The organism is Picosynechococcus sp. NKBG15041c (assembly GCF_055380235.1).
In genome coordinates this window covers 2371212-2396947 of sequence record NZ_AP040363.1, presented here as the reverse complement: position 1 = coordinate 2396947, position 25736 = coordinate 2371212, and the positions used below count along the sequence as shown (strand labels likewise).

20 protein-coding genes are annotated in these 25736 nt (G+C 50.7%); 13 read left to right on the top strand and 7 right to left on the bottom strand.

Annotated elements, in window-relative coordinates:
- Positions 1–10 precede the first annotated feature (10 nt).
- Both ACZ45B_RS11495 and ACZ45B_RS11490 read right to left on the bottom strand, forming a co-directional pair.
- Positions 11–358, bottom strand: a complete 348-nt coding sequence (locus tag ACZ45B_RS11495) for a c-type cytochrome (RefSeq protein ID WP_024545142.1) — start codon at positions 356–358, stop codon at positions 11–13.
- Positions 359–383: 25 nt separating this feature from the next.
- Complete coding sequence (locus ACZ45B_RS11490; protein ID WP_024545141.1) at positions 384–2174, bottom strand: phosphodiester glycosidase family protein; 1791 nt, start codon at positions 2172–2174, stop codon at positions 384–386.
- Between the two features lie 445 nt (positions 2175–2619).
- Here ACZ45B_RS11490 and gltB point away from each other — a divergent pair, with 445 nt between their 5' ends.
- From gltB to vapC, 4 genes are all read left to right on the top strand, one after another.
- Complete coding sequence (gene gltB, locus ACZ45B_RS11485) at positions 2620–7245, top strand: glutamate synthase large subunit (RefSeq protein WP_024545140.1); 4626 nt, start codon at positions 2620–2622, stop codon at positions 7243–7245.
- A gap of 358 nt (positions 7246–7603) precedes the next feature.
- Positions 7604–8038: a hypothetical protein gene (locus ACZ45B_RS11480; protein WP_024545139.1), complete on the top strand. Its 435-nt coding sequence runs from the start codon at positions 7604–7606 to the stop codon at positions 8036–8038.
- A 270-nt stretch (positions 8039–8308) separates the two neighbouring features.
- A complete protein-coding gene (locus tag ACZ45B_RS11475) occupies positions 8309–8521 on the top strand; it encodes a type II toxin-antitoxin system VapB family antitoxin (protein ID WP_024545138.1) in 213 nt (70 codons plus the stop codon).
- A 106-nt stretch (positions 8522–8627) separates the two neighbouring features.
- A complete protein-coding gene (gene vapC / locus ACZ45B_RS11470) occupies positions 8628–8906 on the top strand; it encodes a type II toxin-antitoxin system VapC family toxin (RefSeq protein ID WP_315862120.1) in 279 nt (92 codons plus the stop codon).
- Positions 8907–9122: 216 nt separating this feature from the next.
- Here vapC and trmFO read toward each other — a convergent pair whose 3' ends face one another.
- On the bottom strand, positions 9123–10499 hold the full coding sequence (gene trmFO, locus ACZ45B_RS11465; RefSeq protein ID WP_024545137.1) for an FADH(2)-oxidizing methylenetetrahydrofolate--tRNA-(uracil(54)-C(5))-methyltransferase TrmFO: 1377 nt from the start codon (positions 10497–10499) through the stop codon (positions 9123–9125).
- A gap of 152 nt (positions 10500–10651) precedes the next feature.
- A complete protein-coding gene (locus ACZ45B_RS11460; protein WP_024545136.1) occupies positions 10652–10978 on the bottom strand; it encodes a DUF1830 domain-containing protein in 327 nt (108 codons plus the stop codon).
- 461 nt (positions 10979–11439) lie between these two features.
- Between ACZ45B_RS11460 and ACZ45B_RS11455 the strand changes: the two genes are divergently transcribed.
- The 9 genes from ACZ45B_RS11455 (at position 11440) to pheA (ending at position 18863) form a co-directional block, all read left to right on the top strand.
- A complete protein-coding gene (locus ACZ45B_RS11455; protein WP_029681688.1) occupies positions 11440–12093 on the top strand; it encodes a lysophospholipid acyltransferase family protein in 654 nt (217 codons plus the stop codon).
- A gap of 212 nt (positions 12094–12305) precedes the next feature.
- Entirely contained in the window at positions 12306–13223 is a 918-nt protein-coding gene (locus ACZ45B_RS11450) for an MBL fold metallo-hydrolase (RefSeq protein WP_029681687.1), read from the top strand.
- A gap of 42 nt (positions 13224–13265) precedes the next feature.
- Positions 13266–14240, top strand: a complete 975-nt coding sequence (locus ACZ45B_RS11445; protein WP_024545133.1) for a bifunctional riboflavin kinase/FAD synthetase — start codon at positions 13266–13268, stop codon at positions 14238–14240.
- 1 nt (position 14241) lies between these two features.
- Positions 14242–15192, top strand: a complete 951-nt coding sequence (locus ACZ45B_RS11440; RefSeq protein ID WP_024545132.1) for an AAA family ATPase — start codon at positions 14242–14244, stop codon at positions 15190–15192.
- A gap of 50 nt (positions 15193–15242) precedes the next feature.
- The gene (locus ACZ45B_RS11435; RefSeq protein ID WP_024545131.1) at positions 15243–15788 is read left to right on the top strand and encodes a DUF2854 domain-containing protein; all 546 of its coding nucleotides are present in this window, start codon (positions 15243–15245) and stop codon (positions 15786–15788) included.
- Positions 15789–15932: 144 nt separating this feature from the next.
- A complete protein-coding gene (gene psaK / locus ACZ45B_RS11430; protein WP_024545130.1) occupies positions 15933–16196 on the top strand; it encodes a photosystem I reaction center subunit PsaK in 264 nt (87 codons plus the stop codon).
- 222 nt (positions 16197–16418) lie between these two features.
- Positions 16419–17642 carry a M20 family metallopeptidase gene (locus ACZ45B_RS11425; RefSeq protein ID WP_024545129.1) on the top strand — a complete coding sequence of 408 codons (1224 nt, stop codon included), beginning with the start codon at positions 16419–16421 and terminating at the stop codon, positions 17640–17642.
- Between the two features lie 31 nt (positions 17643–17673).
- Positions 17674–17952, top strand: a complete 279-nt coding sequence (locus ACZ45B_RS11420; RefSeq protein ID WP_024545128.1) for a hypothetical protein — start codon at positions 17674–17676, stop codon at positions 17950–17952.
- A 50-nt stretch (positions 17953–18002) separates the two neighbouring features.
- Entirely contained in the window at positions 18003–18863 is an 861-nt protein-coding gene (pheA, locus tag ACZ45B_RS11415) for a prephenate dehydratase (protein WP_024545127.1), read from the top strand.
- Positions 18864–18882: 19 nt separating this feature from the next.
- Here the strand turns inward: pheA and ACZ45B_RS11410 are convergent, their stop codons facing one another.
- The 3 genes from ACZ45B_RS11410 to ACZ45B_RS11400 all read right to left on the bottom strand — a co-directional run bounded on the left by ACZ45B_RS11410 (position 18883) and on the right by ACZ45B_RS11400 (position 25710).
- Positions 18883–21630 (bottom strand): cyclic nucleotide-binding domain-containing protein, encoded by a 2748-nt coding sequence (locus ACZ45B_RS11410; protein WP_024545126.1) that lies wholly within the window; start codon positions 21628–21630, stop codon positions 18883–18885.
- 383 nt (positions 21631–22013) lie between these two features.
- On the bottom strand, positions 22014–24671 hold the full coding sequence (gene cphA, locus ACZ45B_RS11405; protein ID WP_024545125.1) for a cyanophycin synthetase: 2658 nt from the start codon (positions 24669–24671) through the stop codon (positions 22014–22016).
- 199 nt (positions 24672–24870) lie between these two features.
- Complete coding sequence (locus ACZ45B_RS11400; RefSeq protein ID WP_024545124.1) at positions 24871–25710, bottom strand: cyanophycinase; 840 nt, start codon at positions 25708–25710, stop codon at positions 24871–24873.
- Between the last annotated feature and the right edge of the window lie 26 nt (positions 25711–25736).

Below are 25736 nucleotides of genomic sequence, written 5' to 3'. Positions count from 1 at the left end.
GCAGTACGCCTTAGTGGCGCCAATCCATCTGAGACTGTTCAAGGACATAGTGGGAGACGGCCTGGATTTCTTCAGGGGTTAGTTTTTCGCCATAGGCAGACATATTCCCCTTCCCCTGGGTAATAAGCTGGGCGATCGCCTCGATGTCGGTATAGCCATTTTTAGTCATGGCCCGTTTTTTGAGGTTTTTGCCCCGCCGGATAATATTGCCTCCATTGAGATGGCAGCCAGCGCAGTGGGCTTCAAACAGTTGAGCCCCTGACTCCAGTTCTGCCCCCAGGGCCGGGGTCGCCAGCAGGGGCACCAGTAGCAGCACAATCATCACGAAAATGATCACTTGGACAAGGCGTTTATTCATTGGGATACCCTACAAATCCTCTGGTCTATTCTAAGAATAAGCCGATGCCATTGTTAACCCGTCCTGCCGTTGTGGGATGGCGATCGCCTAAATTTGCCCCGATCGCCAGGGCCGTGGACCCCCCACCATCGAGATTTAGGGCATCTACTGCCCCCAGCCGCCGGAGAATATTCGCCCATTCTGCGAGGGTTGCCCCGGCCGTTTCTTCGGCAGCGCCATGGAGAGTTACCAACAGGATCCGGTTATTGGCCGTGCGGGCGATCGCACTACGAGAGGCCGACTGGATATTAAAGGCCCTACTGAACTGCTCCGCCTGACCATTAAGCACCACCTGGCCATTTTTCAGCAGTAGGGGGCCACCGCCGATGATATTTGGCAAACTCGCAAAACTACTTGGATTAAAACGCTGGGTACGGGTAAGGGTTGTGCCTACCGGAAACTTTGCCGCTCCAGTGCGGAAAGACCGAAAGACTAACAAATAACCCCCCTGGGGAATTTCGTAGCTATTTTGGCCGACGGTTCCCGCCGTGTCCTGGCGCGTTACCTGTTCTCGCCCACCCGTAGCCGTCACGGTCAGGATAATTTCATTGTCGGCGATGGTGGTGTAGCGATTGCCCCAAGCACGGTCATAGCGCGCTACCCCAGCTTTTACGTAGCCAGTATTGATGAGATCAACGCTGAGCCGTTCCCCATTGCTGGCGACAAAATCTTCCTGGACTTGGAGGCGATCAAACTCCCAACGACCCCGGTTATCCCAGGCTACAGCACCCCGATTTAAAATTGGCCCCGACAGCAGGGAGCCATTAGTCTGGACAATACCCAGGGGATATTGGTTGTTGCGATTAAAAAATCCGGCATTGATGGCGGCGATCGCCTGACTATTATCCGCTTGGATCAAAAGAGGCTCCAAGCCCACAATCGTATTACTGGCTGCCGTAATTGGTCTCAGTTGCAACTGCCGCTGGGCCGGATCTAACTCTAACCAAGTGACCCGCACAGGGCCAGAATTGGCGGTGAAATTTTCCTGACGCCACTGCATCCCTGGTAGCCATTGCACCGTGCGATTTGGCGCTGCCGATTGACGCCGTAAATCGACGACCAGCCGGTTGGGCCCTCCCAAGGTAGACACCTGGATTTCTGAGGTATTCCCGTTAAAAGTCAATTCTGTCAAACCATTGCTATTCCCTAGGGTAAAGGGCAATCGAGAGGAACCTGTCAACTGGGCGTTTAAACGTTGGGCGACGGCTCCATAATCACTTTGTAGGCGTAATTTAGTTGGACTGACTTTTTGCCAGAGCACAGGTCGGTCTAGATCGAAGACCAAGCGCGTTCCCCAGGGCTGCTGGGCCTGGCGTACGCCCAAAACCTGGGCCTTTGGGGTGGTCAGCTCAAGAATATTGCCATTGACCCGGACTTGCCACTGTTGGGCGGCGGCCAGGGCGGTCACATCTAGGTAGCGATAGGGGGCAGCAAAGCGGATGGGCAGTTGATAGGGGGTGTCTCCAAACCAGGTCACCGCCTGTTGGCCTAAGTTGGTACTGTTTTGAAGCGTCATTCCCAACGTTTTTTCGACACTCATCGATTCGATCCCCAAACGTAGGCTCCCGTTTTCGTTCCATTGGGCCCAGGCGCCCCGCACTGTTTGGCCATTGAGACGAATTTGTCCACCCCGGGTCTGGATCTGAGTATTTAAACTTGTCGAGTCAGCGATCGCCTGGGAACCGATTCCTATCCCCGGCATTAGAACTGCAGGGCCAAAACCCAGAGCCACAGACCCCATTCCCCCTAAAAACCATTGCCAAGCACGCAACCCCATGCAGAACCTACCTTCAAATGATTTGACATCAACAAATACTGACTTTACCCCAAAGGAAAAGTTTCACCCGTCTAAAACCGCCCTATTTTGGGGATAAGCCCTATTGTGAAATGAATTTATTTCCTATAATATTGCTACGCTGTCTTTAGCCGCGATTTTGTCAAGCTAAAAACCCAGAAGAATTAATGTCAAAGTTTTGGGATGTTGCAGTTCCCCAAAACTTTGTCCAATCGAACCCATTCCCAAGGGTGAGTCCCCATGGCCGTCGTCCAAAACTTGACGTCCGACAAAATATCGCTATTCTAAGTAAGCCCAATGGAGCACTGCTTCAGCTTTTTTCCAGTGGGTTTGGGTAGAGGCCAGTCGTCGCCAAAATCACGCCTCTCCCCCCAGCACACCAGGTTTTTCCTACACCTAAACTTCCTCATTTATGGACCGAGACATAATGAACCATCAAGGCACCCCCTCCCAAAACAACTCTCAACAAACCGAACAGTACTACACCGGTCCCCGTTGGCTTGTGGAAGAACGGGATGCCTGTGGTGTCGGCTTTTTAGCCTATAAAGATGGTCGCAAAACCCATAAGCTCATCGAACAAACCCTCACAGCCCTCAGCTGTATGGAACACCGGGGTGGCTGCACCGCCGACCGAGAAACCGGAGACGGTGCTGGGATTATGACAGCACTACCCCATGAGCTTTTTGCGGAATGGTTCATCGCCCAGGGAATGACCCAACCGGCACCGGAACATTATGGGGTTGGCCAGGTATTTTTACCCCAAGAAGCAGCAGATTATGCAAAATCTAAAGCATTGGTTGAGGACAGTCTCACCCGTCGTGATTTGACGATTTTGGGCTGGCGTGAAGTTCCCGTTGATTCAGATACCCTAGGGGTACAGGCGCGGTCTAATCAGCCCAAGATGGAACAGGTTTTTGTCACTTCCAATGCGGGTTTGACCGGGGACGCCCTAGACCGGGTGCTCTACATTGCCCGCTCTGAGATTGGGAAACACCTCAATGAAGTTTTCTATGTTTGCACCTTGTCCTGCCGCACCATTGTGTACAAGGGCTTAGTGCAGTCGGAAGTTTTGGGCAAATTCTACAAGGATTTAACCAATCCTCTCTATAAGAGTGAATTCGCGGTTTATCACCGCCGCTTTAGTACAAACACCATGCCCAAGTGGCCCCTGGCCCACCCGATGCGCCTATTGGGTCACAACGGAGAAATCAACACCCTGATCGGCAACATCAACTGGATGAAGGCCCGGGAAAATATTCTCGAAATTCCTGGCTGGAGTCAGGATGAAATCGAAGCGCTGCACCCGATTGTAAACACCGATAACAGCGACTCCTATAACCTCGATAGTGCGATGGAGATGTTGGTGCGGGCCGGGCGATCGCCCATGGAAGCGGCGATGATCCTCGTGCCGGAAGCTTACCAAAATCAACCGAGCCTCAAGGATCACCCGGAAATCACTGATTTCTACGACTACTATGCGGGAATGCAGGAACCCTGGGATGGCCCGGCGCTGCTGGTGTTCAGCGATGGCAAAACCGTTGGCGCCACCCTCGATCGCAATGGTCTGCGCCCGGCTCGTTACTGTGTGACGAAAGATGGCTATGTCCTCGTTTCTTCTGAAGCTGGTGTGGTAGACGTCCTGGAAGGGGAAATTGTGGAAAAAGGTCGCCTTGGCCCCGGCCAAATGGTGGCGGTGGACTTCCAGACCCAAGAGCTGCTGAAAAACTGGGAAATCAAGCAACGCATTGCTGAGGCTCGTCCCTACGGCAGTTGGCTCCAGGAAAACCGCCAAGCCCTCGACAGCCAAGATTTCATCGGCGATCGCCAAGAGGCGGAAGCAGATTTAGTCCGTCTCCAAACAGCTTTTGGTTACACCGCCGAAGATGTGGAGATGATCATCAACGCCATGGCAGAACTGGGGAAAGAGCCCACCTTCTGCATGGGAGATGATATTCCCCTGGCAGTACTGTCTGACAAGCCCCGGCTGCTCTATGACTACTTTAAGCAGCGCTTCGCCCAGGTGACCAATCCCCCCATTGACCCCCTCCGGGAAAGTCTGGTGATGTCTCTCAATATGTACCTCGGAGAGCGGGGGAATCTCCTGGACTACGGGGCCAAGGATGCCAAGGTGCTCAAGCTCCAGAGCCCGGTACTCAATGAAGCAGAGCTGAAACAGGTCCAGGCCAGTGCCCTGGGAGCGACTACCCTCTCGACGGTCTATGCGATCGCCAACGGCCCCGATGGCCTCCAGGCAGCCCTAGAAAATCTCTGTGGAGCAGCAGAAACGGCGGTGCGGGCCGGCAATAAAATTCTTGTATTGAGCGATCGCGCTGATGGCACTGTAGATGCTAACCACAGCTTCATTCCCCCCCTCTTGGCAGTGGGGGCAGTGCATCACCACCTGATTGATGCAGGATTGCGCTTGAGTGCTTCCCTTGTAGTGGACACGGCCCAATGTTGGAGCACCCACCATTTCGCCTGTCTGGTCGGTTATGGCGCTTCGGCAGTTTGTCCTTACCTGGCTCTCGAAGCGGTGCGCCACTGGTGGCACATCCCCCGGGTGCAAAAGCAGATGGCCGCCGAGCAAATTTCTGCCATGTCCATCGAGAAGGCCCAGGAAAATTACCGTAAGGCGATTGAAGCAGGTCTGTTGAAAATTCTCTCGAAGATGGGAATTTCTTTGCTCCAGTCCTACCATGGAGCCCAGATCTTTGAGGCGATCGGCCTTGGCATGGAAGTGATCAATGCCGCCTTTAAGGGCACCACTTCCCGCGTTGGCGGTCTGACCCTCGCCGATCTATCCCATGAAGGGATTACCTTCCATCACCGGGCTTTCCCTGAACTGGAGAGTGCAAAGTTGGCCAACTACGGCTTTGTAAACTACCGCAAGGGGGGTGAATATCACATGAACTCCCCCGAAATGACCAAGGCGCTCCATAAAGCGGTTGCGGCTTACAACAGCGATAAAACGGAAGCTTTTGACCATTACAGCAACTACCAAGATTTCTTGGAAAATCGTCCGGCGACGGCCCTCCGGGATCTGTTAGATTTCAACAGCGATCGCCCGGCCATTGATGTCAGCGAAGTAGAATCCGTCGAGAGCATCGTTAAACGGTTCTGCACGGGGGGGATGTCCCTCGGTTCCCTCTCCCGGGAAGCCCACGAAACCTTGGCGATCGCCATGAACCGTCTTGGGGCGAAATCCAACTCTGGGGAAGGGGGCGAAGACCCCGTACGATTCAAAATTCTGGACGATGTGAATGCCAGCGGTGATTCCCCCACCCTGCCCCACCTCCACGGCCTGCGCAATGGCGACACCGCCAACTCTGCCATTAAGCAGATCGCCTCCGGTCGCTTTGGGGTCACCCCCGAATACCTGATGAGTGGTCAGCAGTTGGAAATCAAAGTGGCCCAGGGGGCAAAACCCGGGGAAGGAGGCCAACTGCCCGGCACCAAGGTCAGCGATTACATTGCGATGCTGCGGAACTCCAAGCCCGGTGTTACCCTCATTTCACCGCCGCCCCACCACGACATCTATTCCATCGAAGATCTAGCCCAGCTGATCTATGATCTCCACCAGATCAACCCCGTCGCTAAGGTTTCTGTGAAACTGGTCGCTGAAATTGGCATCGGTACGATCGCCGCTGGGGTCGCCAAGGCCAACGCCGATGTGATCATGGTCTCTGGCCATGATGGTGGGACTGGTGCTTCTCCCCTCAGCTCCATTAAGCACGCCGGTTGTCCCTGGGAATTGGGGGTGACGGAAGTCCATAAGACCTTGATCGAAAATCAATTGCGCGATCGCGTCATTCTCCGGGCTGATGGAGGCCTGAAAACCGGTTGGGATGTGGTGATGGCCGCCCTGATGGGGGCAGAAGAATATGGCTTCGGCTCCATTGCAATGATTGCTGAAGGTTGCATCATGGCGCGAGTCTGCCACACGAACCAATGTCCTGTCGGTGTCGCCACCCAGCAACAACGGCTGCGCGATCGCTTTAAGGGCATCCCCGAATATGTGGTGAACTTCTTCTACTTTGTGGCCGAAGAAATCCGCTCCATCCTGGCGAAACTGGGTTACCGCAGCCTTGAAGAAATTATTGGCCGCGCGGATCTGCTCAAGCCCCGGGCAAACGTTAAGCTGGCAAAGACGAGTGGTTTAGTCCTCGACTGCCTCACCAATCTGCCCGATGTGCGCACAGATCGCACTTGGCTCAACCATGGTGACGTCCATAGCAATGGCTCCGTCCTCGATGACGAAATTCTTGCTGATGCTGCGGTCCAGCAAGCCATCCGCGAGCAGGGTTCCCTCACTAAGGAAATCAAAATCATCAACACTGACCGCTCCGTCGGTGCCCGGGTCTCTGGTTTTATCGCCAAGCAGTATGGCAATGAAGGCTTTGAAGGAGAACTGAACTTTAACTTCAAAGGATCTGCTGGCCAGAGCTTTGGGGCCTTTAACCTGATGGGGATGATCCTTCATTTAGAAGGAGAATCTAACGACTACGTGGGTAAGGGAATGAATGGCGGTGAAATTATCATTGTGCCCCCTGCAGAAGCCCAATATGCCGCTGCGGATAACGTGATCATCGGCAACACCTGCCTCTACGGAGCCACTGGCGGCACTCTCTATGCCAATGGCCGTGCTGGGGAACGCTTTGCGGTACGGAACTCCAAGGGTAAAGCTGTCGTAGAAGGCACTGGCGACCACTGCTGCGAATACATGACGGGGGGCACGATTGTCGTCCTCGGTGATGTGGGTCGCAATGTGGGTGCAGGGATGACGGGTGGTCTTACCTACATCCTTGATGAACAGAATACGTTGCCTGAAAAGATGAACACGGAAATTGTGAGCATTCAACGGGTCAGCACCGCAGCGGGTGAGAAACAACTTAAAGATATGATCACTGCCCACGCGGAGAAAACTGGCAGTCCGAAAGCGAAGGCTATCCTTGCGAACTGGTCTACCTATTTACCGCAGTTCTGGCAAGTGGTTCCCCCCTCGGAAGCCAATAGCCCAGAAGCTTCTGTAGAGAAACAACTGACTTCTGTTTAATTAAATAAATTCGGTTGATTAAATCACCTGGCTCCTCTTTCATGGGGAGCTTTTTTATGTGCTTGTTTCAGATGTTTCAATACACTTCACAACCAATAACTGACTCAGTGGTGATCGTGTAAAATAAAGATTTATAATCTGTATATTATCCAAATAGAAAGTTTATAAGGATTGCATCTGTATAACATTCTATTTTTGGTGTTTATACAGAAACTTTCCATATAAAAGTGCTTAAAAGGACGTTATGTGGAACTCATCCGTATAATACATAGTTAGGCGCCGGTGGTATCGATTGAATAACGTGTTCTGTAACAAACGAATCTTGCCCATTCTATCTTTCGCCCTTGGCGTCATCGTAATGGTGCAGCCTTTCTTCGCAATGTCCGAAGCGGAGCGTGTTGCGGAACAGGCCCGACGGTATTGCTGGGTGGGCCTTCTGTTTTGGTTTTCACTTTTTATTGCAGCCGGCTTCAGGCTCCTTGAAGCAAGGGCGGCCTCCGCTCCGTTAAAACGTTCCCTTCCAGAGCTACTTGCTTGGGTTCTTTGTGTTGCGGCAACAGTGGTCTATCCGGCCATTCTCATAACCGGGATTCCTCTCGATACGCAGCGGTACATACGGAGGTATTACGATTTCTTTCTCATCGCGCCGTTACTTTCGGTCGTTGTTTTTGTTTTAGTGTTCTTCACCAGTCTTTCGCGCACCGGAAAGGTGCTACTCTGGTCAGTAAGCGCAGTAGGCGCGATAGGTGTGATGCGCCTTCTTGGTCATTACATTGGGGACGTCGTACGGTGATGGCGCCTAACAAAGCGCTGCAGCCGACGCGTTCTGCGGGTATGCTGGTGCTGATGAAAAATGTGATCGTCGCGCGGCTGAGCTTGGTACGTTAGGTTACGATCGCCAATCTTTTAGGATACGTTCATGATAGATAACGTACTCTATTTTTAATGAGCTTTAATATCGATATAGGTTATAGCGATCGCCTTTTACACTTATCAATAAGCCAGAGAAGCTTAGACGCAGGCTAAAATGTGAGAGATATAGATTTAAGGACGTTAAAACCCAATGCAAGTTAACCTTAATCTTGATGAAGCCCTCATTAATGAAGCTCTCCAACTGACAAAGCTCAATACTCAAGACGAGTTACTGACTTTAGCTTTAAGAGAACTTGTACAATCCCGTCGCAAGAAGAACCTACTCGACCTTGCAGGACAAATTCAATTCACTCCAGATTTTGATCACAAAGCCTTGCGAGAAACTCGTCATGTTACTGATTGATACATCTGTTTGGATTACTGTATTCCGCGATCGCAGTGGTCAAGTTCGTCAACAGCTTGAAAATGTGATTGCCCATCGAGAAGTTTTCATTACTTGATTTACTCAACTGGAATTACTTCAAGGCTGTTTAAACGAACAGGAATGGAATCTACTGTCTGCTTATCTGGAAACACAGGATTACGCCGAACTTACAATTCAATCTTGGCAAGAAGCAGCCCGTATCTACTTTGATCTTCACCGCCAAGGACTGACTGTGCGCAGCCCAATCGATTGTTGTATTGCTCAAACAGCACTAGAACACAATTTACTGTTGATTCATAATGATCGTGACTTTGAAACCATTGCTAAAGTGCGTTCCTTGCAACATCTCCGTTTTCAGCCTTGAGTTGTTTTAACGAATTTGAAATTTTAGGTTTTTGCAGGATAGGTGAAGCGAGTAAATAATCATTCCATCAAAGTATTCACTTTCTAGATCAGCTCTATTTCATCTCAGGCGATCGCCAACCTTAACGCGCCCTATTTTTTGACAACCTACAACTGCGACTACAAAAAAAGCGCATCTTAGAAATGCGCCGACTGGGAATAATCGAAAAAATAAAATTTAAACTAAGGCAGGGATTTTGCTGCCATAATTTTCCACTCGCCACTGGTCTAGATCAGCGAGGGCGCGATCGCGATAAACCCCATAACGTTCTTTTTTGCTGCGTACCCGCTCTGGCAAGGGTGGAATAATCCCAAAGTTAGGGGGCATCGGTTGGAAATGTTTCGGCGAAGCACTGTGGATAAACCCAAATAAAGCGCCCATCATTGTGGTTTCCGGTAGAGTCAGGGGAGATAAGCCCAAGGCCAGCCGCGCCGCATTGGTCCCTGCTAGCCAGCCGCCCGCCGCTGCTGCAGTGTAACCCTCTGTGCCAATCAGTTGTCCCGCGGCGAGGAGGGTCGGTCGTTTCTTAAATTGCAGAGTTGCGTCTAGGAGTTCTGGGGAGTTTAGAAAAGTATTGCGGTGCATCACCCCCATCCGCACAAATTCAGCATTTTCGAGGCCGGGAATCATCCGAAAGATTCGTTTCTGTTCTCCCCAACGGAGATTCGTCTGGAAGCCAACCATATTCCAGAGTTGTCCCTGTTTATCTTCCTGGCGCAACTGCACTACTGCATAGGGACGCTTACCTTTATTTTCGGGATCGCGGAAATCCCCCAGCCGCGCATCAAAGAGACCCACAGGTTTGAGAGGACCAAAACGCATGGTTTCTTCACCCCGACGGGCCAATTCTTCGATGGGTAGGCAGCCTTCAAAAAATTTGGCACTTTCCTGCTCAAAATCTTTCAGTTCTGCCTGTTCTGCCTGACAAAGGGCCTCCCAAAAAGCGCGATATTGCTCTTGATTCATCGGGCAGTTGAGATAGGCGGCTTCCCCCTTGTCATAGCGGGAGGCGAGAAAAGCGATGTCTTGGTTGATGCTTTCGCCAACGATAATCGGACTTGCCGCATCAAAAAAGCTCATGTACTCCAAACCAGTCAACTGTTGCAGCTCGGCCGCCAGGGTTTCGGTGGTCAATGGCCCGGTGGCAAGGACAGTGATCCCGTCACTGGGAATGTGGTCGAGGGGTTCCCGGCGGAAAGTGACCAGGGGATGGTTAGCTAATTTTTGGGTGAGATCGGCACTAAATACGGCCCGGTCTACCGCTAAGGCTCCGCCAGCGGGAACACGGTGCTGATCGGCAGTACCGATAATCACAGAGTTGAGACGACGGAGTTCTTCGTGGAGTAACCCAGAGGCGCGATCGCTCTCGGCGGCCCCAAAGGAATTACTACAGACTAATTCCGCAAGTTCAGCAGTGTGGTGGGCGGGACTTTTCTGGACGGGCCGCATCTCGTAGAGGGTGACGGGAACCCCAGCTTGGGCAATTTGCCAGGCGGCTTCTGTTCCAGCGAGGCCACCACCAATGACGGTTACGGAGGGCAGGGTTTGAGTCATGGGCATCGTCCAGATGAAATCACAATAGCGTTAGAAGCGGTATTCTATCTTATTTTCCCCTGGGGAGGTTTACCAACTGCGGCAAGCACCGAGCAAAATAAAACCACCCCGAGGGATGGCAAATTGGCAAAATTAAGAGGAAAGCGTTGGGGTTATGGGGCGATCGCCACGGATGCTGTTGTGTTAGGTTCTGGATCAAAGGGGGTCTCCATTTCTAAGCCGAGATTGTGCATCATCAATCGACCACAGGGGATCGTGTCAGACAAAATCGCACTGGCCATCATCCCTGTGTGGATTTCTAAAATAGCTTCAGGCAATGCTTCAAAGATCAACCGTTGCCCGGGGAAAACAACCCGCTCGAAATACCAATCCTCAACATTTGTAATACGAGCAACTTGAATTTGACTGGTGGCATTTACATAGCAACAAAGTAATGTTTTATTATCATCATTAGGGATGGGATCAAGAATTTGAGCCATGGTGTTCCTATAAATTATGTTTGAACAGCTTTTCGTATTCTTCAGCTACAAGCTAACACTGATTGATCCCCAATAGCTGTAACGCTTACTACAAAGCCATAAGCTCAGCAAAACCATTATTCTTGAAAGCTTGATATTTCTTTATCTATGCGCTGTTTAGCGAGAAAATGTCCGCTAATTTTTTGTGATAAAAATAACAATTTTTCAACAACAACCTCACTTTTTTGCAATTTTTACATCACCAATTAAATCTTAAGAAAAAATTAAAATTATTGTGCTGATGTCATCTTAAAAGATAAATCACAGACACAAAAAATTCGGCATCCTCATTAAAGAGCTGCCGCCTAGGGTTGCTTGCTTTGGTTCGCGGCCTTTCTAAGGCTGGAAAAATTTAGGTATTGATTCGGCGATCGCGGTAATATCAGTTGACCAAACCGTCATTGTTGAACATTAATCACACCATGTCTGAGCCATTGTCCCCCCGGGCCCGGGAACCCCTAGGGAGTTTAATTCTCTACCGCGCCTTTAAGTGGGGATTTGTTAACCCAGTGTTTCGGGCTTATTTTCGGGGGCGTGTCTATGGCGTTGAGCATGTGCCAACCCAGGGACCATTCATTGCCGTGAGTAACCATGCGAGTAATTTTGACCCGCCCATTCTCTCCAATTGTCTCTGTCGTCCGGTGGCTTTTATGGCCAAGGAAGAATTGTTTCGCGTCCCCGTACTCAAACAGGCGATCGCCCTCTATGGTGCTTATCCTGTCAAACGGGGGGCCGGCGATCGCGCCGCTATCCGTGCTGCCCTCAAAGCCCTCGAAGCAGGGTGGGGCGTTGGTGTATTTCTCCAGGGAACCCGCACCCCAGATGGCACGGTGACTGATCCCAAACCGGGGGCGGCTCTCATTGCGGCCAAGGCCCAAGTTCCCCTCGTCCCCATTAGTCTGTGGGGTACTGAAAAAATCTTTGTTAATGGGAAGAAAATGCCCCAACCCGTCCCCTTGACCGTGCGCATTGGCGAGGCGATCGCCCCACCCTCTTCGGTCAAAAAAGAAGCCCTCAACGAAGTGACTCAACGCTGTACCGAGGCAATCAACCAACTGCATTACCTAGGGCGATAAACTAGTGATCGAAATCACTATACGTAAGTGATGCAGCCGATCCCATTTTGGAGTCGGGTCTGCTAGCCTGAGAACAAGTCATGAAAAAAGTCCTGGCACTTCGTATGCCAGCCCCTAGACTAATCTCAGAATAATGCTTGCCAAATCACCAAGAACACATCACCGATGTCCCTTGGGTGGCAGCCTATCCCCAGTCCATTAGGTTATATAACGTGACACCCAAGGCGAAGTCAGAATTCACAATAAAATTCTGGGGAGTGCGGGGGAGTGTCCCCTGTCCTGGCAAAAAAACAGTACGCTACGGTGGGAATACCCCCTGCGTTGAGATGCTTGTAGGCCAGCAGCGATTGATTTTTGATGGTGGTACAGGTTTGCGCCTTTTGGGAGAAGAGCTCATGGCGCAGGGGAGCCCCGTCCAAGGCCACCTTTTCTTTTCCCATTCCCATTGGGATCATATCCAGGGTTTCCCATTTTTTGCCCCAGCTTTTCAGGCGGGGAATAGCTTCAATATTTATGGTGTTCTGATGGGGGAAGATGGAGACGGCGTGACGATTCGCCAGCGACTCCACGACCAAATGCTCCACCCCAATTTTCCAGTCCCCCTCCAAGTCATGCAGTCAGACCTGCGCTTTTTTGCCCTAGCGGTGGCAGAAAATTTACCCCTAGGAGATGTGACCGTCACGAATGCCCGCCTAAACCATCCCGGTGGGGCAGTAGGTTACCGAGTAGATTGGCAGGGTTTGGCCGCAGCTTATATTACTGATACAGAACATTACCCCGATCGCCTTGATGAGGCGGTTTTAACCCTGGCCCAGGGAGTTGATGTGCTGATTATTGATGCGACCTATACCGAGCAGGAATACCACAACCCCCAGGGCGGCAAAGTCGGTTGGGGTCACAGTACTTGGCAAGAGGCGGTGAAGGTTGCCCAGGCATCCCAGGTCAAGCAATTGGTTCTTTTTCACCATGACCCCAGCCATGATGACGATTGTCTCGATGAGATCTGTGGCGCAGCACGTCAAAAATTTGCTCAGACTACCGTTGCCCAGGAAGGACAATCAATCGTGCTCCAAGCCATTCGGGAACAAAATCAAGATTGTTCTGGATCGGTGGCACCGCTAACGGTGTGATATTCGGTATAAAATACGGTCAAATGTTTCAAACTGTAAAGTGTGCGGGTAATTTCATCGACCATTGAGGCGCTAACACCGACCTGTGTTGCCCTCGGTAATTTTGACGGGGTACACCGGGGACATCAGCAGGTGATTGCGCCAGCGATCCATCGGGCCAGGGCTCTCTCGGAAAAAACAGTGATTGGCGATCGCCCGGAGAAATCCCAGAAAGCCTATGCTACCGTTGTCACTTTTGATCCCCATCCCCGGGAATTTTTTTCTGGTAATCCACAACATTCCCTCACACCCCTAGGGGAAAAACAAGAAATTCTTGCCCACTTTGGCACCGAACAACTGGTGTTGCTCTCTTTTGATCGGGAGCTGGCCGCCCTCACCCCCACGGAATTTGTCGCCGAAATCCTTGTTAAACAGCTCCAAACTCAATTTATTAGTGTGGGGATTGATTTTTCCTTTGGTCAAGGGCGCAGTGGCAATGCAACAGATCTTCAGGCGATCGCCCAAACCTTTGGCATTGATGTGCATATTACGCCGCTATGCCGTGAAGGGGAAACAAGAATTAGCAGTTCTGCCATTCGCGAGGCCCTCACCCTCGGCAAAATTGACTATGGCAATCAACTCCTCGGTCGTCCCTATCGCTTGCAAGGAAAAGTCATCCATGGCCAAAAGCTCGGACGTACCATCGGCTTTCCCACGGCTAATCTTGCCATTGAACCCACAAAATTTCTGCCGAAGTATGGCGTCTATGCCGTCCAAGTAACTGGAGACACCCTGCCCAGGCAACAATGGGGCATACTAAATATTGGCTGTCGCCCCACCATCACCGCCACAACTCAGCCCACTGTGGAAGTTCACCTCTTAGACCATCACCAAGACCTCTATGGCGACACCCTAACTGTTGAACTGCACCATTACCTGCGTCCAGAGCAAAAATTCGCCTCCATTCAAGCCCTCCAAGCGCAAATTGATCAAGATGGCGATCGCGCCCGTACCCTCCTTACCCCCTCTCCCCATTGATATGAAAGAACGCATCCGTGACCTCACAGACAATCTCTCCAAAACCATCGTCGGGAAAGAAGACGCCATTCGCTTAGTTTTGGTGGCGATGTTGAGTGGGGGCCATGTCCTCCTCGAAGACGTACCTGGGGTCGGCAAAACCCTCCTTGCTAAATCCCTAGCCCGCTCTGTTAACGGCCGTTTTCAGCGGATCCAATGCACCCCCGATCTCCTCCCAAGCGACATCACTGGTACAAATATTTGGAACCCCAGCAGCCGGGAATTTGAATTCCTCTCTGGCCCCGTTTTTGCCAATGTTCTCCTTGCCGACGAAATTAACCGCGCCACTCCCCGCACCCAATCTGCCCTCTTAGAAGTGATGGAAGAGCAGCAAGTGACCGTTGATGGCGAAGCCCGCAAAGTACCTAAACCGTTTTTTGTGATTGCGACCCAAAACCCCATCGAATACCAAGGCACATTTCCCTTACCTGAAGCTCAAATGGATCGCTTCATGCTTTCCCTATCTTTGGGCTATCCTGGTTTTGCCGAAGAAGTGGATATGCTTCAACTGCATCAATCCCGCATTGCTCCCGATGAGCTGACCCCTTGTATTTCCCTAGAAGAGGTCCGTGAACTCCAGGGCCATGTCAATCAAATTCACGTTGCGAAATCAATTCAAGAATATATTGTCAAAATTGCGCAAAAATCACGGGATTATGAGGGGATTATTCTCGGCGTGAGCCCCCGGGGTACTGTGGCTCTCCAGCGGGCAGCCCAAGCCTATGCGTTTCTTGCGGATCGCGATTTCATCACCACCGATGATATTAAATATTTAGCGCCCTTTGTCTTGGCGCACCGGGTGATTGTCACAGGCGGTAAAAGTGCGAAGGAAACGATCAAAACCCTAGTGGCGACCATTACAGATCCTTCGACCCCCAATAGCGACTACAGCTTACCAACGACCGAAAAATAGCATGTTAAGATTAGTAACGTTTTGTGTTTTAGGATTTATGGGGCAACCGCATGTTCGGCAAGATTTCCTTGGGTAGTGTGGGTTTAGTCATCGGTGGCATCCTTTCTGTAATTGGGTTTGCGGCCTATGGCTTTGGTAATGCGACGTTGAATTTGGCGGGTATGTTCTATGGCATCCCGATTCTGCTTGGGGGTCTGGCCCTGAAAGCAGCAGAAATCAAGCCCACTCCCTATAGTGAAGCTCTTTCTCAGGAAATTGAAGACCTGCGGGCGACCCAGGCGACGGCGACCCAGCAGCAGATTAGAAAAGATGTTACCCGATATCGTTATGGCCAAGACTGCCACCTAGATGACGCCCTGGAGCGCTTGGGGTTGAGCCCAACCGATGAAGAACGGCCTCTTTTACATCACATCCGCGAGGAGGCTCGGGAGGGGCGCTATGCCCTGGTGCTAGAATTCAAATCACCCCTGTTTTCTTTGGAAGATTGGCAAACGCGCCAGGAAAAAATTGAACGATTCTTTGGCCCGGATATTACGGCGGCGATCGCCCAACCGACAGAAGATGAGATTGAGGTGGCTTTAATTCGGGCGGCCTAGTTGAAAATGATACTTCTTCACAAAACTTTGTGATGTTGCTAAGTATTGCAACGGAAATAAAGCAAATGCTCATCTTTGGGCAAAACTAGGGACGATTACGATAAAAATCAAAACTTTACTAAACTGTTTTTAGGAGTCAAGTTTATGTCTCTTGCCCTTACCCTAGCTACTGCCGTACCGACCACCATGGAGTGGAGCCCGAAGGTTGCAGTGGTGATGATCATCTGTAACATCTTGGCGATCGCCATTGGCAAAGCCACCATCAAGCATCCCTCCGAAGGGCCTGCGTTGCCGATGCCTGACATGTTCGGTGGCATGGGCTTACCTGCACTCTTGGCGACCACCAGTTTTGGCCATGTTCTCGGTGTAGGTGCAATCCTTGGTTTAGGTAGCATGGGCGCTATTTAAACTAGCATTGCTTTTTGCTGGTCTGCCTAATATTTTGTATTGGTATAATTCGTCGTTTTGTCTTTTGTTTTGGAGAAGGTCAATGGATCCCCGGAGTTATTCTGGGGATTTTTTGTCGTTGAGCGTTGGCGATCGCCCAGTGGTAGATCTAGGGCCCCTAAATGAGCTGTTTTACAATGGAAGATCCAAGTTCTTTGCGCCCATCTTCCTGCAACAGCCCCTATGCTCGCTGAAATTCAAAATCTCGCTGAAAAATTAGCCCCCCGTCTAATTGAAATCCGCCGCCATATCCATGCTCACCCAGAACTGAGTGGAGAAGAACATCAAACGGCGGCCTATGTGTCTGGGGTGCTGTCTTCCTGCGGCATTGCGGTGCAAGAGTCGGTGGGAAAAACCGGGGTGATCGGCAATCTACAGGGCCAAGGCACTGATCCACGCACCTTGGCGATTCGGGTCGATATGGATGCTTTGCCGATCCAGGAATGTACCAAGTTAGATTTTGCTTCTACCCGCATGGGGGTGATGCATGCCTGCGGCCATGATGTGCATACCACCGTCGGCTTGGGGGCAGCGATGGTTTTGGCCCAACTGCCGGAGGCGATCGCCGGAAGCGTGCGCTTTCTCTTTCAGCCCGCCGAAGAAATTGCCCAGGGGGCGAAATGGATGGTAGATGATGGTGCCCTCACGGGGGTTGATGGGGTTTTAGGGCTACATGTCTTTCCGACGATCCCCGCAAAAAACGTGGGGATTCGCTATGGAGCGCTGACAGCGGCGGCCGATGATCTCGAAATTTTCATCTACGGCGAATCGGGCCATGGGGCGCGTCCCCACCAAGCCATTGATGCGATTTGGATCGCGGCCCAGGTCATTACGGCCCTGCAACAGTCCATTAGTCGCACCCAAAATCCCCTGCGGCCCATTGTGCTCACCATTGGCAAAATTAACGGTGGTCGAGCCGCTAACATCATCGCCGATGAAGTCCATATGACCGGTACAGTGCGATCGCTCCATCCCGAAACCCACGCCGAACTGCCCCAGTGGATCGAAAATATTGTCGCCAATATCTGCAGCACCTACGGGGCGAAATATACGGTGAATTACCAACGGGGCGTGCCCTCGGTCCAGAATGATCCGGCCCTGACAAAAATTCTTGAACAAGCCAGTCGAGAAGCCCTAGGCGATCGCCATGTAGAAATTCTCCTAGAACCTTCCCTGGGCGCAGAAGACTTTTCCATGTACTTGGATAATGTCCCCGGTACGATGTTTCGTCTGGGGGTCGGTCACCAAAATCGTTTAAATTATCCGCTCCACCATCCCCTCTTTGACATTGACGAAAGCGCGATCCTCACGGGGGTAATTACCCTGGCCTACACCACCTACAAATATTTCCAGGAAGCGGCCATCGTCAGCTCTACCAGCCAATTTTCAGAAAAAAAACCACAATAGAGAGGCAAATTTCTCCTTGAGGTAAAAATTCATGGCTCTGCTCCAGCGTGATCTGCGCAAAATTCACCGTCGCCTTGTCCCGGTGATGGTCGCTCCACTGTTGATCACCGTCCTGACGGGATCTTTATTTCAAGTGGCAGTACTCACTGGCAATACGGCAGACTTTTATTGGCTCTTAGAATTTCACCGGGGAAAATTTGGGCCATTAAATTTAGAGATCATCTATCCTTTCCTCAATGCTTTCGGCCTCTTACTGCTGGTGGTGAGTGGGGCCATGATCTGGTGGCAGATGCGACCCCAGCAGCGGTAAGCAGCTGGAAACTTGGTAGGATTGGAGACACCAGCAATCGACAGTAGGGTATGACCATTACAATTGCCCATCTTGGGCCAGCGGGAACCAATGCCGAAGCAGCGGCCCAGACCTATCAAACCTGGCTCCAGCAAGCCCAATCCTTGACCACAGCGCTTTTGCCTTGCCAGAGCATTGCCCAGAGTTTGTATGCCCTGGCCCATGATGAGGTGCAGTTGGCGGTGATCCCGGTAGAAAATTCGATCCAAGGATCGGTGGCGATCGCCTTAGATTTGGTTTGGGAGTTGCATCCCCTTTCAATTTGTCAGCAGATTATTTTGCCAATTCACCATGCACTCATTTCCTTTGCCGAAGATTTTAGTCAGATCAAAGAAGTGCGATCGCATCCCCAGGCCTTGGCCCAATGTCAGCGGTGGCTCGAAAAGAATCTCCCCCACGCGGCTCTGATTGAAGCCAACTCCACCACCGCAGTATTAGGTAGTCTCCAGGAAAATCCTCACCTGGGGGCGATCGCCGCTCCCCGAGCCGCAAAATTATATGACTTGCCGATTCTCGTCGATGCGATCGGTGATTTTCCCCAAAATTGCACCCGTTTTTGGGTTCTGAGTAAAACGCCCCAGACCGCTGGGGAGGTCATCTCCTTGGCCTTTACCCTGCCTGCAAAAATTCCGGGAGTTCTAGTCAAAGCCCTCGAAGTGTTTGCCCGTCGCCAGATCAACCTCAGTCGCATTGAATCGCGGCCCACGAAGCGATCGCTGGGCGAATACCTATTCTTCATTGACCTCGATGGCTGTCTGACCAACCCCGATGTCCAAGCGGCGATCGCCGAACTGCAAACCCACACCGAAATTCTTAAAATCCTCGGGAATTACAAGTCCTTGCCCCTCGCCGCCATTCAACCTGAAAAATAACAAGGCCGGTAACTGGGGATTAACGGTTTTCCAACAGGGTTTTTAGCCGGAGACTTTCCAGTTCCAGCACCTTCATCGCCAGGTGGCGATCGCCTTCCAATAGATCATCAAATGCTTCTACAGGAATGGCTAAAACACGGGTTAAAGGTGCTTTTGCGATGATTGTCCCCATCAAATTGGTGTGGGTTAAAACCTCCAACTCATCAAGGATTCGTCCTGGCAGTAAGCTGGACTTTCGTTCCGTACCATCAGCATCCTGAACGACAATTTCCACATCCCCTTCCATTAACAGCAGTAACTCGCGGCAGGTATCCCCCGCTTCCGTGATATGTTCTTCTCGCTGAAAGGATTTCACCTCGGCACGCTGGGCCAGGGCAATTAAGGTTTCACTATCTAAGGACTGGAAAAAGTCACTATTAAATAGATAAGTAATTCGTTCTAAGGTGGGTAATGCTTTTAGGCTCAGGGGAATGCCCTTAGAAATTTTCGGCAAAATTTCCGTTAATAATGGGTGGCGATCGCCTGCAAACTTTTCTGCTAACAAAGCCGCTTTTTGTTGATCAAATTGCGCTAACAGATATAGACAAACCGCTTGAATTAAGGCGTTGGGTTCCGTGAGTAAAAGCTCTAGGGTTTCCACAACGGTGCTCACCGGTAAACTCAGGGAACAGGCCATATCAATGTCTGACCGTTGGAGTTGCTCCAATAGATCGCGATCAAGCTTTTGGTGCCATTCTGAGCGGGGATCCGCCAAAATATCCTGTAACACCGTAGGAGACAAACGACCCAATTCCGTCGCAATCTCCCAACCCTGATCAACCCCTAAAATACTCAGGCGATGTAACAAGGCACAAACTAAGAGTTCTTTTTTCTGCCGAACGACCGCTAATAGCAAGGCAACAACAGGGCGATAGTCTGTAATAAAAGACTGGTTTAATCCGTGGTAAGACTTGAGCAGGTGGCGTAATCTTTCTAGGTAAACCTGGGATTCTTGCTGCAGTTTTGCTGGATCCTCTGTCTGCGCAAGCCCTTGGGCGGCCATGGTTGCGGGCGAAATAGCCTCAATTTTTTCTACGGTCAATCGCTGTAAATTCATTAAACGCTCTAAAGATTGACGATACCCAGATAGCCTGACTAAATTTTCGAGATCCCGTTGGCGATTCGGATCCAGCAAGGTCGGATCTTCAACCCCCAATTCTTTTAATAAAGTTTCATGTTGGCGATCGCCGATATCTAGCTCCGTCCGCAGGTGTTGTAGCACCCCGAGACTACTGGCGGAGTTCACATAACCTTCCGCTAGAGCTTCCCGGAGAACTTCTTTATAAGCTTCCTCCCGCTTTTGTTGGGTAAAACCAGGGAGCACTTTCGCCATCACATAAACTTCATGGGGATTTAACTCATCAATTTCCCGGCCCGAAAAGTATTGATGGACTGGAAACTTCATCTTAATCAATTGTTTTTGGAATCTGCGGGCCAACCCTTCACGGGCATATAGCTCTGGTTCCCGCTTCAATACCTGCATCAACCAAAAAGCGCTCACAAGCACAATCAGAATATCAAAGCCCTCTTGGATATAGCTGGGCAATAGGCGAATAAAGGGGCGGCCGCCAAAAACAAAAAATAAGTTAAAGGCCAGAAAGGTACAAATACTAAAGAGGTGATGGCGAATCAAAAATAGATGGGCTTTCTTTTTGGACCAATTAAGATAGCGGCGGTAGAGTCTTTCGCCGAGCAAACCCATGCCATATCCCCAAGCAGTAAATAAACCAAGGGTGAGGGGCACGGCTAGTAATTTCGGCACAGGCAAGGCTTGGCCGTATAGATAAAAACCAGAATTCAGGAGGGTACTAAGACTATTTCCCTCCATCGCCCAGGCCCCTGAAAAGTAATAATTCCAATTCCCGGCATAGAGATAGTAATAGAAGAAATAGCCAACGACTAAACCAAAATAACAATAGTAAACAAATTTTGTTTCAGGTTTTTCTAAGCCTTCCCAGTAGGTTCCTTCCGCATCAATATCAATGCAGGGCTTCTGACAGGCAACACAGGCACTTTTTTCTTGATTATCTTCAACGGTACGACACATGGACTGGGTGATCCGTGTTTCACTCATATGGGCCTTGGTGGTGAATAGTCCTTTGGGCTCTGCGTAAATTTTCTGGACAGGTGCCATTGGACAAAAGTAATTGCACCAGGTTTTCCCACCATATAAATAGCCCACAATAATCGCCGCGACAATGGTTGTGGTTAGCCAGAGGGCAAGGAATAGGCGATCGCCATTAATAAATAAAATCCGAAAACATAAACCAATGAATAACAGCGCAAATTGCAGATAGAGATAATTGCGTCCCAACCAAGAATTGGGTTTTATCTTTGGGATTTCATAGCGGACTTTGCTAGATTTTGTGTCGGTATGTTTAAGGCGACGTTGCCAACCTAAGGCACGGGGAATTTGTGAGAGAAAAGATAGAGGACAGATTCGTCGCCAAAGTTCATGGCCAAAGACCAATAAAATCAAAATTGCACTAGGAACAATGATTCCCCAAAAAAAAGGTGCACCGAGGGGATACGGGTCTAATTGCAAGCATTGATTTTGCACCAAAATACATTCTTCTGGGCGAAGGCGAAAGGGACTCCATTCCTGTTCCGGTGCGGTGAATATCGAAGAAATGGGATCATAGAATAAAGAGGCAATTAACAGTAACCAACCACAGGTTAAAACCCAACGAACATTATGGAATGTCCGTTCAGGAATCTGAGAAAACATTAGCTTATACTCCAATAAATCAAAAATAACTCAATAACTTTTTATGCAGTAAATTTATCCAGAAGATTGAAGACATAAAAAATTATTTAAATGGCAGCATTAAAGTAATGGCACGAGAATAACCACTTTGAGCAGTCGCGGCATAAAATAGCATTTAGACTATGAAATTAGTATTTAGTATATGATTTTTACTATAGAAAGGGGTGGTCGATCTCTTGAGATTTTCGATAAGCTCAATAATTTTTTCTGATGCTCATGGGGGAACTCATCTGAAGTTTGCAATCTTGAGCTGTTATTGCCACAAAAAAAGAGGGCGATCGCCCTCCCTTCTCCACGACACAAATCAACAGGAGCGATCGCCTATTTTCCTTTGTAATACACACTTAATGCACAGGGCTTGGCGACATCATAACCGGGTTATCTTGCAGTGGATTGCGCTTTTCAATAAGGGCGATCGCCCGGGTCACACTTTCAGGAAAAATGACAACCAAACTTTCTGCTGGGGCATTGTCAAGGGCGATCTTGAGGGCTTGCTGCTCATCGAGGATCGTCTCATAGCGACAGTTAGGATTAGTGGTCTGGATGCCTTGAATAATCAAACTTGCCACTTCGCCCGCAGCACGACCTCGTTTGTCATCATCTTCCTTGACGATGATTTGATCAAAGACCTGGGCGGCGATTTGTCCCAATAAAATTAAATCTTCATCCCGGCGATCGCCAGGGCCACCCACTACCCCGATCCGTTGACCCGGCCAGTTTTTGACAAAAGCACCCACCGCCTCATAGCCCGCTGGGTTATGGGCATAGTCTATAAGAGCGTGGTGATCTCCCAGATTAAACAAATTCATGCGACCTGGGGTCTGGGCAGCGGAAGGCTTAAAGGTCCGCAATCCTTGCCGAATATGCTCAATATCAACCCCTTGGGCAAAGGCTGCCAAACAAGCAGCGAGGGCATTGGCAATCATAAAAGGCGCCATCCCCCCCATGGTTACAGGGGCATTTTTGACATGCTCTATCTGCAGTTTCCAGTCTCCCTCCAAGAGGGTCAGATAACCATCTTCATAAATCGCCGCTAAGCCGCCCCGACGTACATGCTCTAAGACCAGCGGATTATCCGGCTGCATCGAAAAATAAGTCAATTTCCCCCGAACTTTTTCTGCCATCGCCGCCACTAGGGGGTCGTCCGCATTGAGCACTGCATGACCATCGGGGCTCACCGTTTCCGCAATCACCCCCTTAACTTGGGCCATCTGTTCAATAGTGTTAATGTCTCCGAGGCCAAGGTGATCGGCAGCAACATTTAATACAACACCCACATCACAGCTATCGAAGGCTAAACCCGCTCGCAAAATGCCGCCCCGGGCTGATTCAAGAATCGCCACTTCCACGGTCGGATCTTGGAGGATCATCGCTGCACTTTGGGGGCCAGTGTTGTCGCCTTTTTGGGCAAGATAATCGCCGATATAAACCCCATCAGTACTGGTATAGCCCACCACCTTACCCGTCTGGCGATAAATATGGGCCGTTAAACGAGTTGTGGTGGTTTTGCCGTTGGTTCCTGTTAGGGCAATCACTGGGATTCGGCTCGGTTGCCCCTTCGGGTAGAGCATATCAAGAACGGGGGCTGCCACATTGCGTGGTAAGCCCCGGCTTGGGGCGACATGCATCCGAAACCCAGGAGCTGCATTCACTTCTACAATGACCCCATCGGTGTCAGGGAGGGGCTTGGTAATGTCTTCGGTTACTACATCGATACCCGCAATATCTAGACCGATAATCTTAGCGACCCGCTCAAAGATCCAGGCATTGTAGGGATGAATATCATCGGTACGATCGACTGCAATTCCGCCAGTGCTGAGGTTTGCGGTGGCCCGGAGGTAAGCGACCTCTCCTTCCCGGAGGATGGTATCGAGGGACAAGCCTTGGCGGGCCAGTACCTTCAAAACCGTTTGGTCAACTACGATGCGAGTCAAAACATTGTCATGGCCATCGCCCCGGTTGGGGTCACGGTTTGTTTCGTCAATTAATGCTTCGATGGTAGAGTGGCCATCTCCAAGGACATGGGCCGGTACACGCTCAGAGACAGCCACCAGCTTGCCATTGATTACTAGGACACGGTGGTCACTTCCTTTGTAATAGCGCTCGACGATAACGGAACGGGTTTTTGAGGCTTCGCTGGCAAGATCATAGGCATGTTCGGCGTCTTCCCAGCTTTTGATATCAATGGTGATGCCCCGGCCATGGTTGCCATCGAGGGGCTTGAGCACAATGGGATAGCCACCGACATCGGCGATCGCATCTTCAAGGTCATCAAGGTAGCGAATGACTGTGCCCCGGGGCACGGGAATGCCAGCGTCGGCGAGAATGTTTTTGGTTCCTTCTTTGTCGCAGGCAAGCTCGACGGCCAAAATGCTTGAATGACTACTCAGGGTTGCTTGAATCCGCTGCTGATTGACGCCATAACCGAGCTGAATCATCGACCGAGCACTCAAAAGAGACCAGGGAATGCCGCGGGATTCAGCCTCTTTGATAATGGTTTCTGTGCTGGGACCAAGGGCAGAGCTGGCACAGAGATCTTTTAAATCGGCAATGTCTTGGGCAAGATCTTCGGCGGGGTAGCGGCCAGTGTCGAGGATCGACTGGCAAAGGCGCACGGCAGCGCGCCCAGCGTAGCGGCCAGCTTGTTCGTAGATGTATTCAAATACAACGTTATATACACCGTGATCTGCGGTAGACCGGGTGCGGCCAAAACCGACGGGCATCCCTGCTAGTTCTTGGAGTTCGAGGGCAACATGCTCAACAATGTGACCCATGAGGGTTCCTTCTCGTACTCGGGTCAAAAAGCCGCCGCGACAACCGGGAGAACAGTAATGTTCAACAAGACTAGGGAGAGTGTCACTGAGGGCTTGGTAGAATCCACTGATCTCATTGGAAGGGACTTCGGCAATTTCTTCGAGGTCAAGACGCATGACGATCAATTTTGTGCGTCGAATGCTCCAATAGTTCGGGCCTCTGAGGGTTAGGGTCTTGAGGATTCTCATGGTTGGCGTTGTTGAAGATCTGGGGGGGCTTGTGGGGGACGACACACAAAGGACAATCGGCGCTGGGGGCTAGGGATGGTGGAGAGGCCTAGGGAGAGAGTGGGGCACAGGGGGGAGTGATCGTTGGCGATCGCCTTAAAATTGCTAATTATTCTAGGACAATTTGTTCGCGAATTATTTGTCGGTTAGTGACCATCATTTAAAGGTTTCCGGACATTGGCCGGTGGGTTTTGAGGTCATAGCGATCGCCATGGCAGAGGACATGGAGGTGGAGGTTATGCAGGCTAAGGGGGGCAGCGGTATCGACGGCCGCCTGGTTGGTATAACTAAGATCGCGAGCATCCACAATGGTCACCGTGCCGCGACCGAGTACCTCCAGATAGCCCTCTCGCTCAAAAACCGCCGCTGTATCTTCATCAATACCTAAACCCAAACGGTCTGGGTGGACGGCGATTGTACTGAGGAGGCGTACCATGCGATTGCGGTTATGGAAATGTTGATCCACCACAATTTCTGGGATCATCCCCAGACCCATGGCCAAATCCACCAGCCCCCGGTTGGGAGATTCGCCACTACTACCCCCAGCAATCATGTGATGCCCCATCACCGCCGCTCCGGCGCTGGTCCCTGCTAAGGTGATTTCGCCCCCATGGAGTCGCTGGCGGATCCGTTCCATTAACGGTGTATCTGAAAGAAGACCGCAGAGGCGGAGTTGATCGCCCCCAGTCATAAAAACCCCTGTGCAATTTTCGACAAAGTCTTGGTAATAGCTATCTTCGGCATGGATGCGATCGCGTACATCCAAAACCTTCACCTGGGAGACGCCCATGTCTTCAAAAATCCGCTGATAGCGATCGCCAATCAAGAGTGGCTCCCGGGAGGCCGAAGGAATAATGGCGATCGCCGCTTCCGTTCCCCCAGAGCGCCGGAAAAACGAAGTAAGAATTTCTTTACCATGCACCTTATCTTCCGCTCCCCCGATAACGAGGATGGAACTCTTAAAAGAAGTCGGCTGCGCAAGCGGAGTTTCTGACGGCATTAGTTTAATCTTGAGGACAGGTGAGT

Excerpts from the sequence above, each read along its gene's own strand:
- pheA (WP_024545127.1), top strand. The coding sequence starts at position 18,003 with ATGACCATTACAATTGCCCATCTTGGGCCAGCGGGAACCAATGCCGAA.
- cphA (WP_024545125.1), bottom strand. The coding sequence starts at position 24,671 with ATGAGAATCCTCAAGACCCTAACCCTCAGAGGCCCGAACTATTGGAGC.
- ACZ45B_RS11440 (WP_024545132.1), top strand. The coding sequence starts at position 14,242 with ATGAAAGAACGCATCCGTGACCTCACAGACAATCTCTCCAAAACCATC.
- ACZ45B_RS11475 (WP_024545138.1), top strand. The coding sequence starts at position 8,309 with ATGCAAGTTAACCTTAATCTTGATGAAGCCCTCATTAATGAAGCTCTC.
- ACZ45B_RS11490 (WP_024545141.1), bottom strand. The coding sequence starts at position 2,174 with ATGGGGTTGCGTGCTTGGCAATGGTTTTTAGGGGGAATGGGGTCTGTG.
- ACZ45B_RS11480 (WP_024545139.1), top strand. The coding sequence starts at position 7,604 with ATGGTGCAGCCTTTCTTCGCAATGTCCGAAGCGGAGCGTGTTGCGGAA.
- ACZ45B_RS11435 (WP_024545131.1), top strand. The coding sequence starts at position 15,243 with ATGTTCGGCAAGATTTCCTTGGGTAGTGTGGGTTTAGTCATCGGTGGC.
- ACZ45B_RS11410 (WP_024545126.1), bottom strand. The coding sequence starts at position 21,630 with ATGTTTTCTCAGATTCCTGAACGGACATTCCATAATGTTCGTTGGGTT.
- psaK (WP_024545130.1), top strand. The coding sequence starts at position 15,933 with ATGTCTCTTGCCCTTACCCTAGCTACTGCCGTACCGACCACCATGGAG.
- ACZ45B_RS11420 (WP_024545128.1), top strand. The coding sequence starts at position 17,674 with ATGGCTCTGCTCCAGCGTGATCTGCGCAAAATTCACCGTCGCCTTGTC.
- ACZ45B_RS11460 (WP_024545136.1), bottom strand. The coding sequence starts at position 10,978 with ATGGCTCAAATTCTTGATCCCATCCCTAATGATGATAATAAAACATTA.
- ACZ45B_RS11495 (WP_024545142.1), bottom strand. The coding sequence starts at position 358 with ATGAATAAACGCCTTGTCCAAGTGATCATTTTCGTGATGATTGTGCTG.
- ACZ45B_RS11455 (WP_029681688.1), top strand. The coding sequence starts at position 11,440 with ATGTCTGAGCCATTGTCCCCCCGGGCCCGGGAACCCCTAGGGAGTTTA.
- ACZ45B_RS11425 (WP_024545129.1), top strand. The coding sequence starts at position 16,419 with ATGCTCGCTGAAATTCAAAATCTCGCTGAAAAATTAGCCCCCCGTCTA.
- gltB (WP_024545140.1), top strand. The coding sequence starts at position 2,620 with ATGAACCATCAAGGCACCCCCTCCCAAAACAACTCTCAACAAACCGAA.
- ACZ45B_RS11400 (WP_024545124.1), bottom strand. The coding sequence starts at position 25,710 with ATGCCGTCAGAAACTCCGCTTGCGCAGCCGACTTCTTTTAAGAGTTCC.
- trmFO (WP_024545137.1), bottom strand. The coding sequence starts at position 10,499 with ATGACTCAAACCCTGCCCTCCGTAACCGTCATTGGTGGTGGCCTCGCT.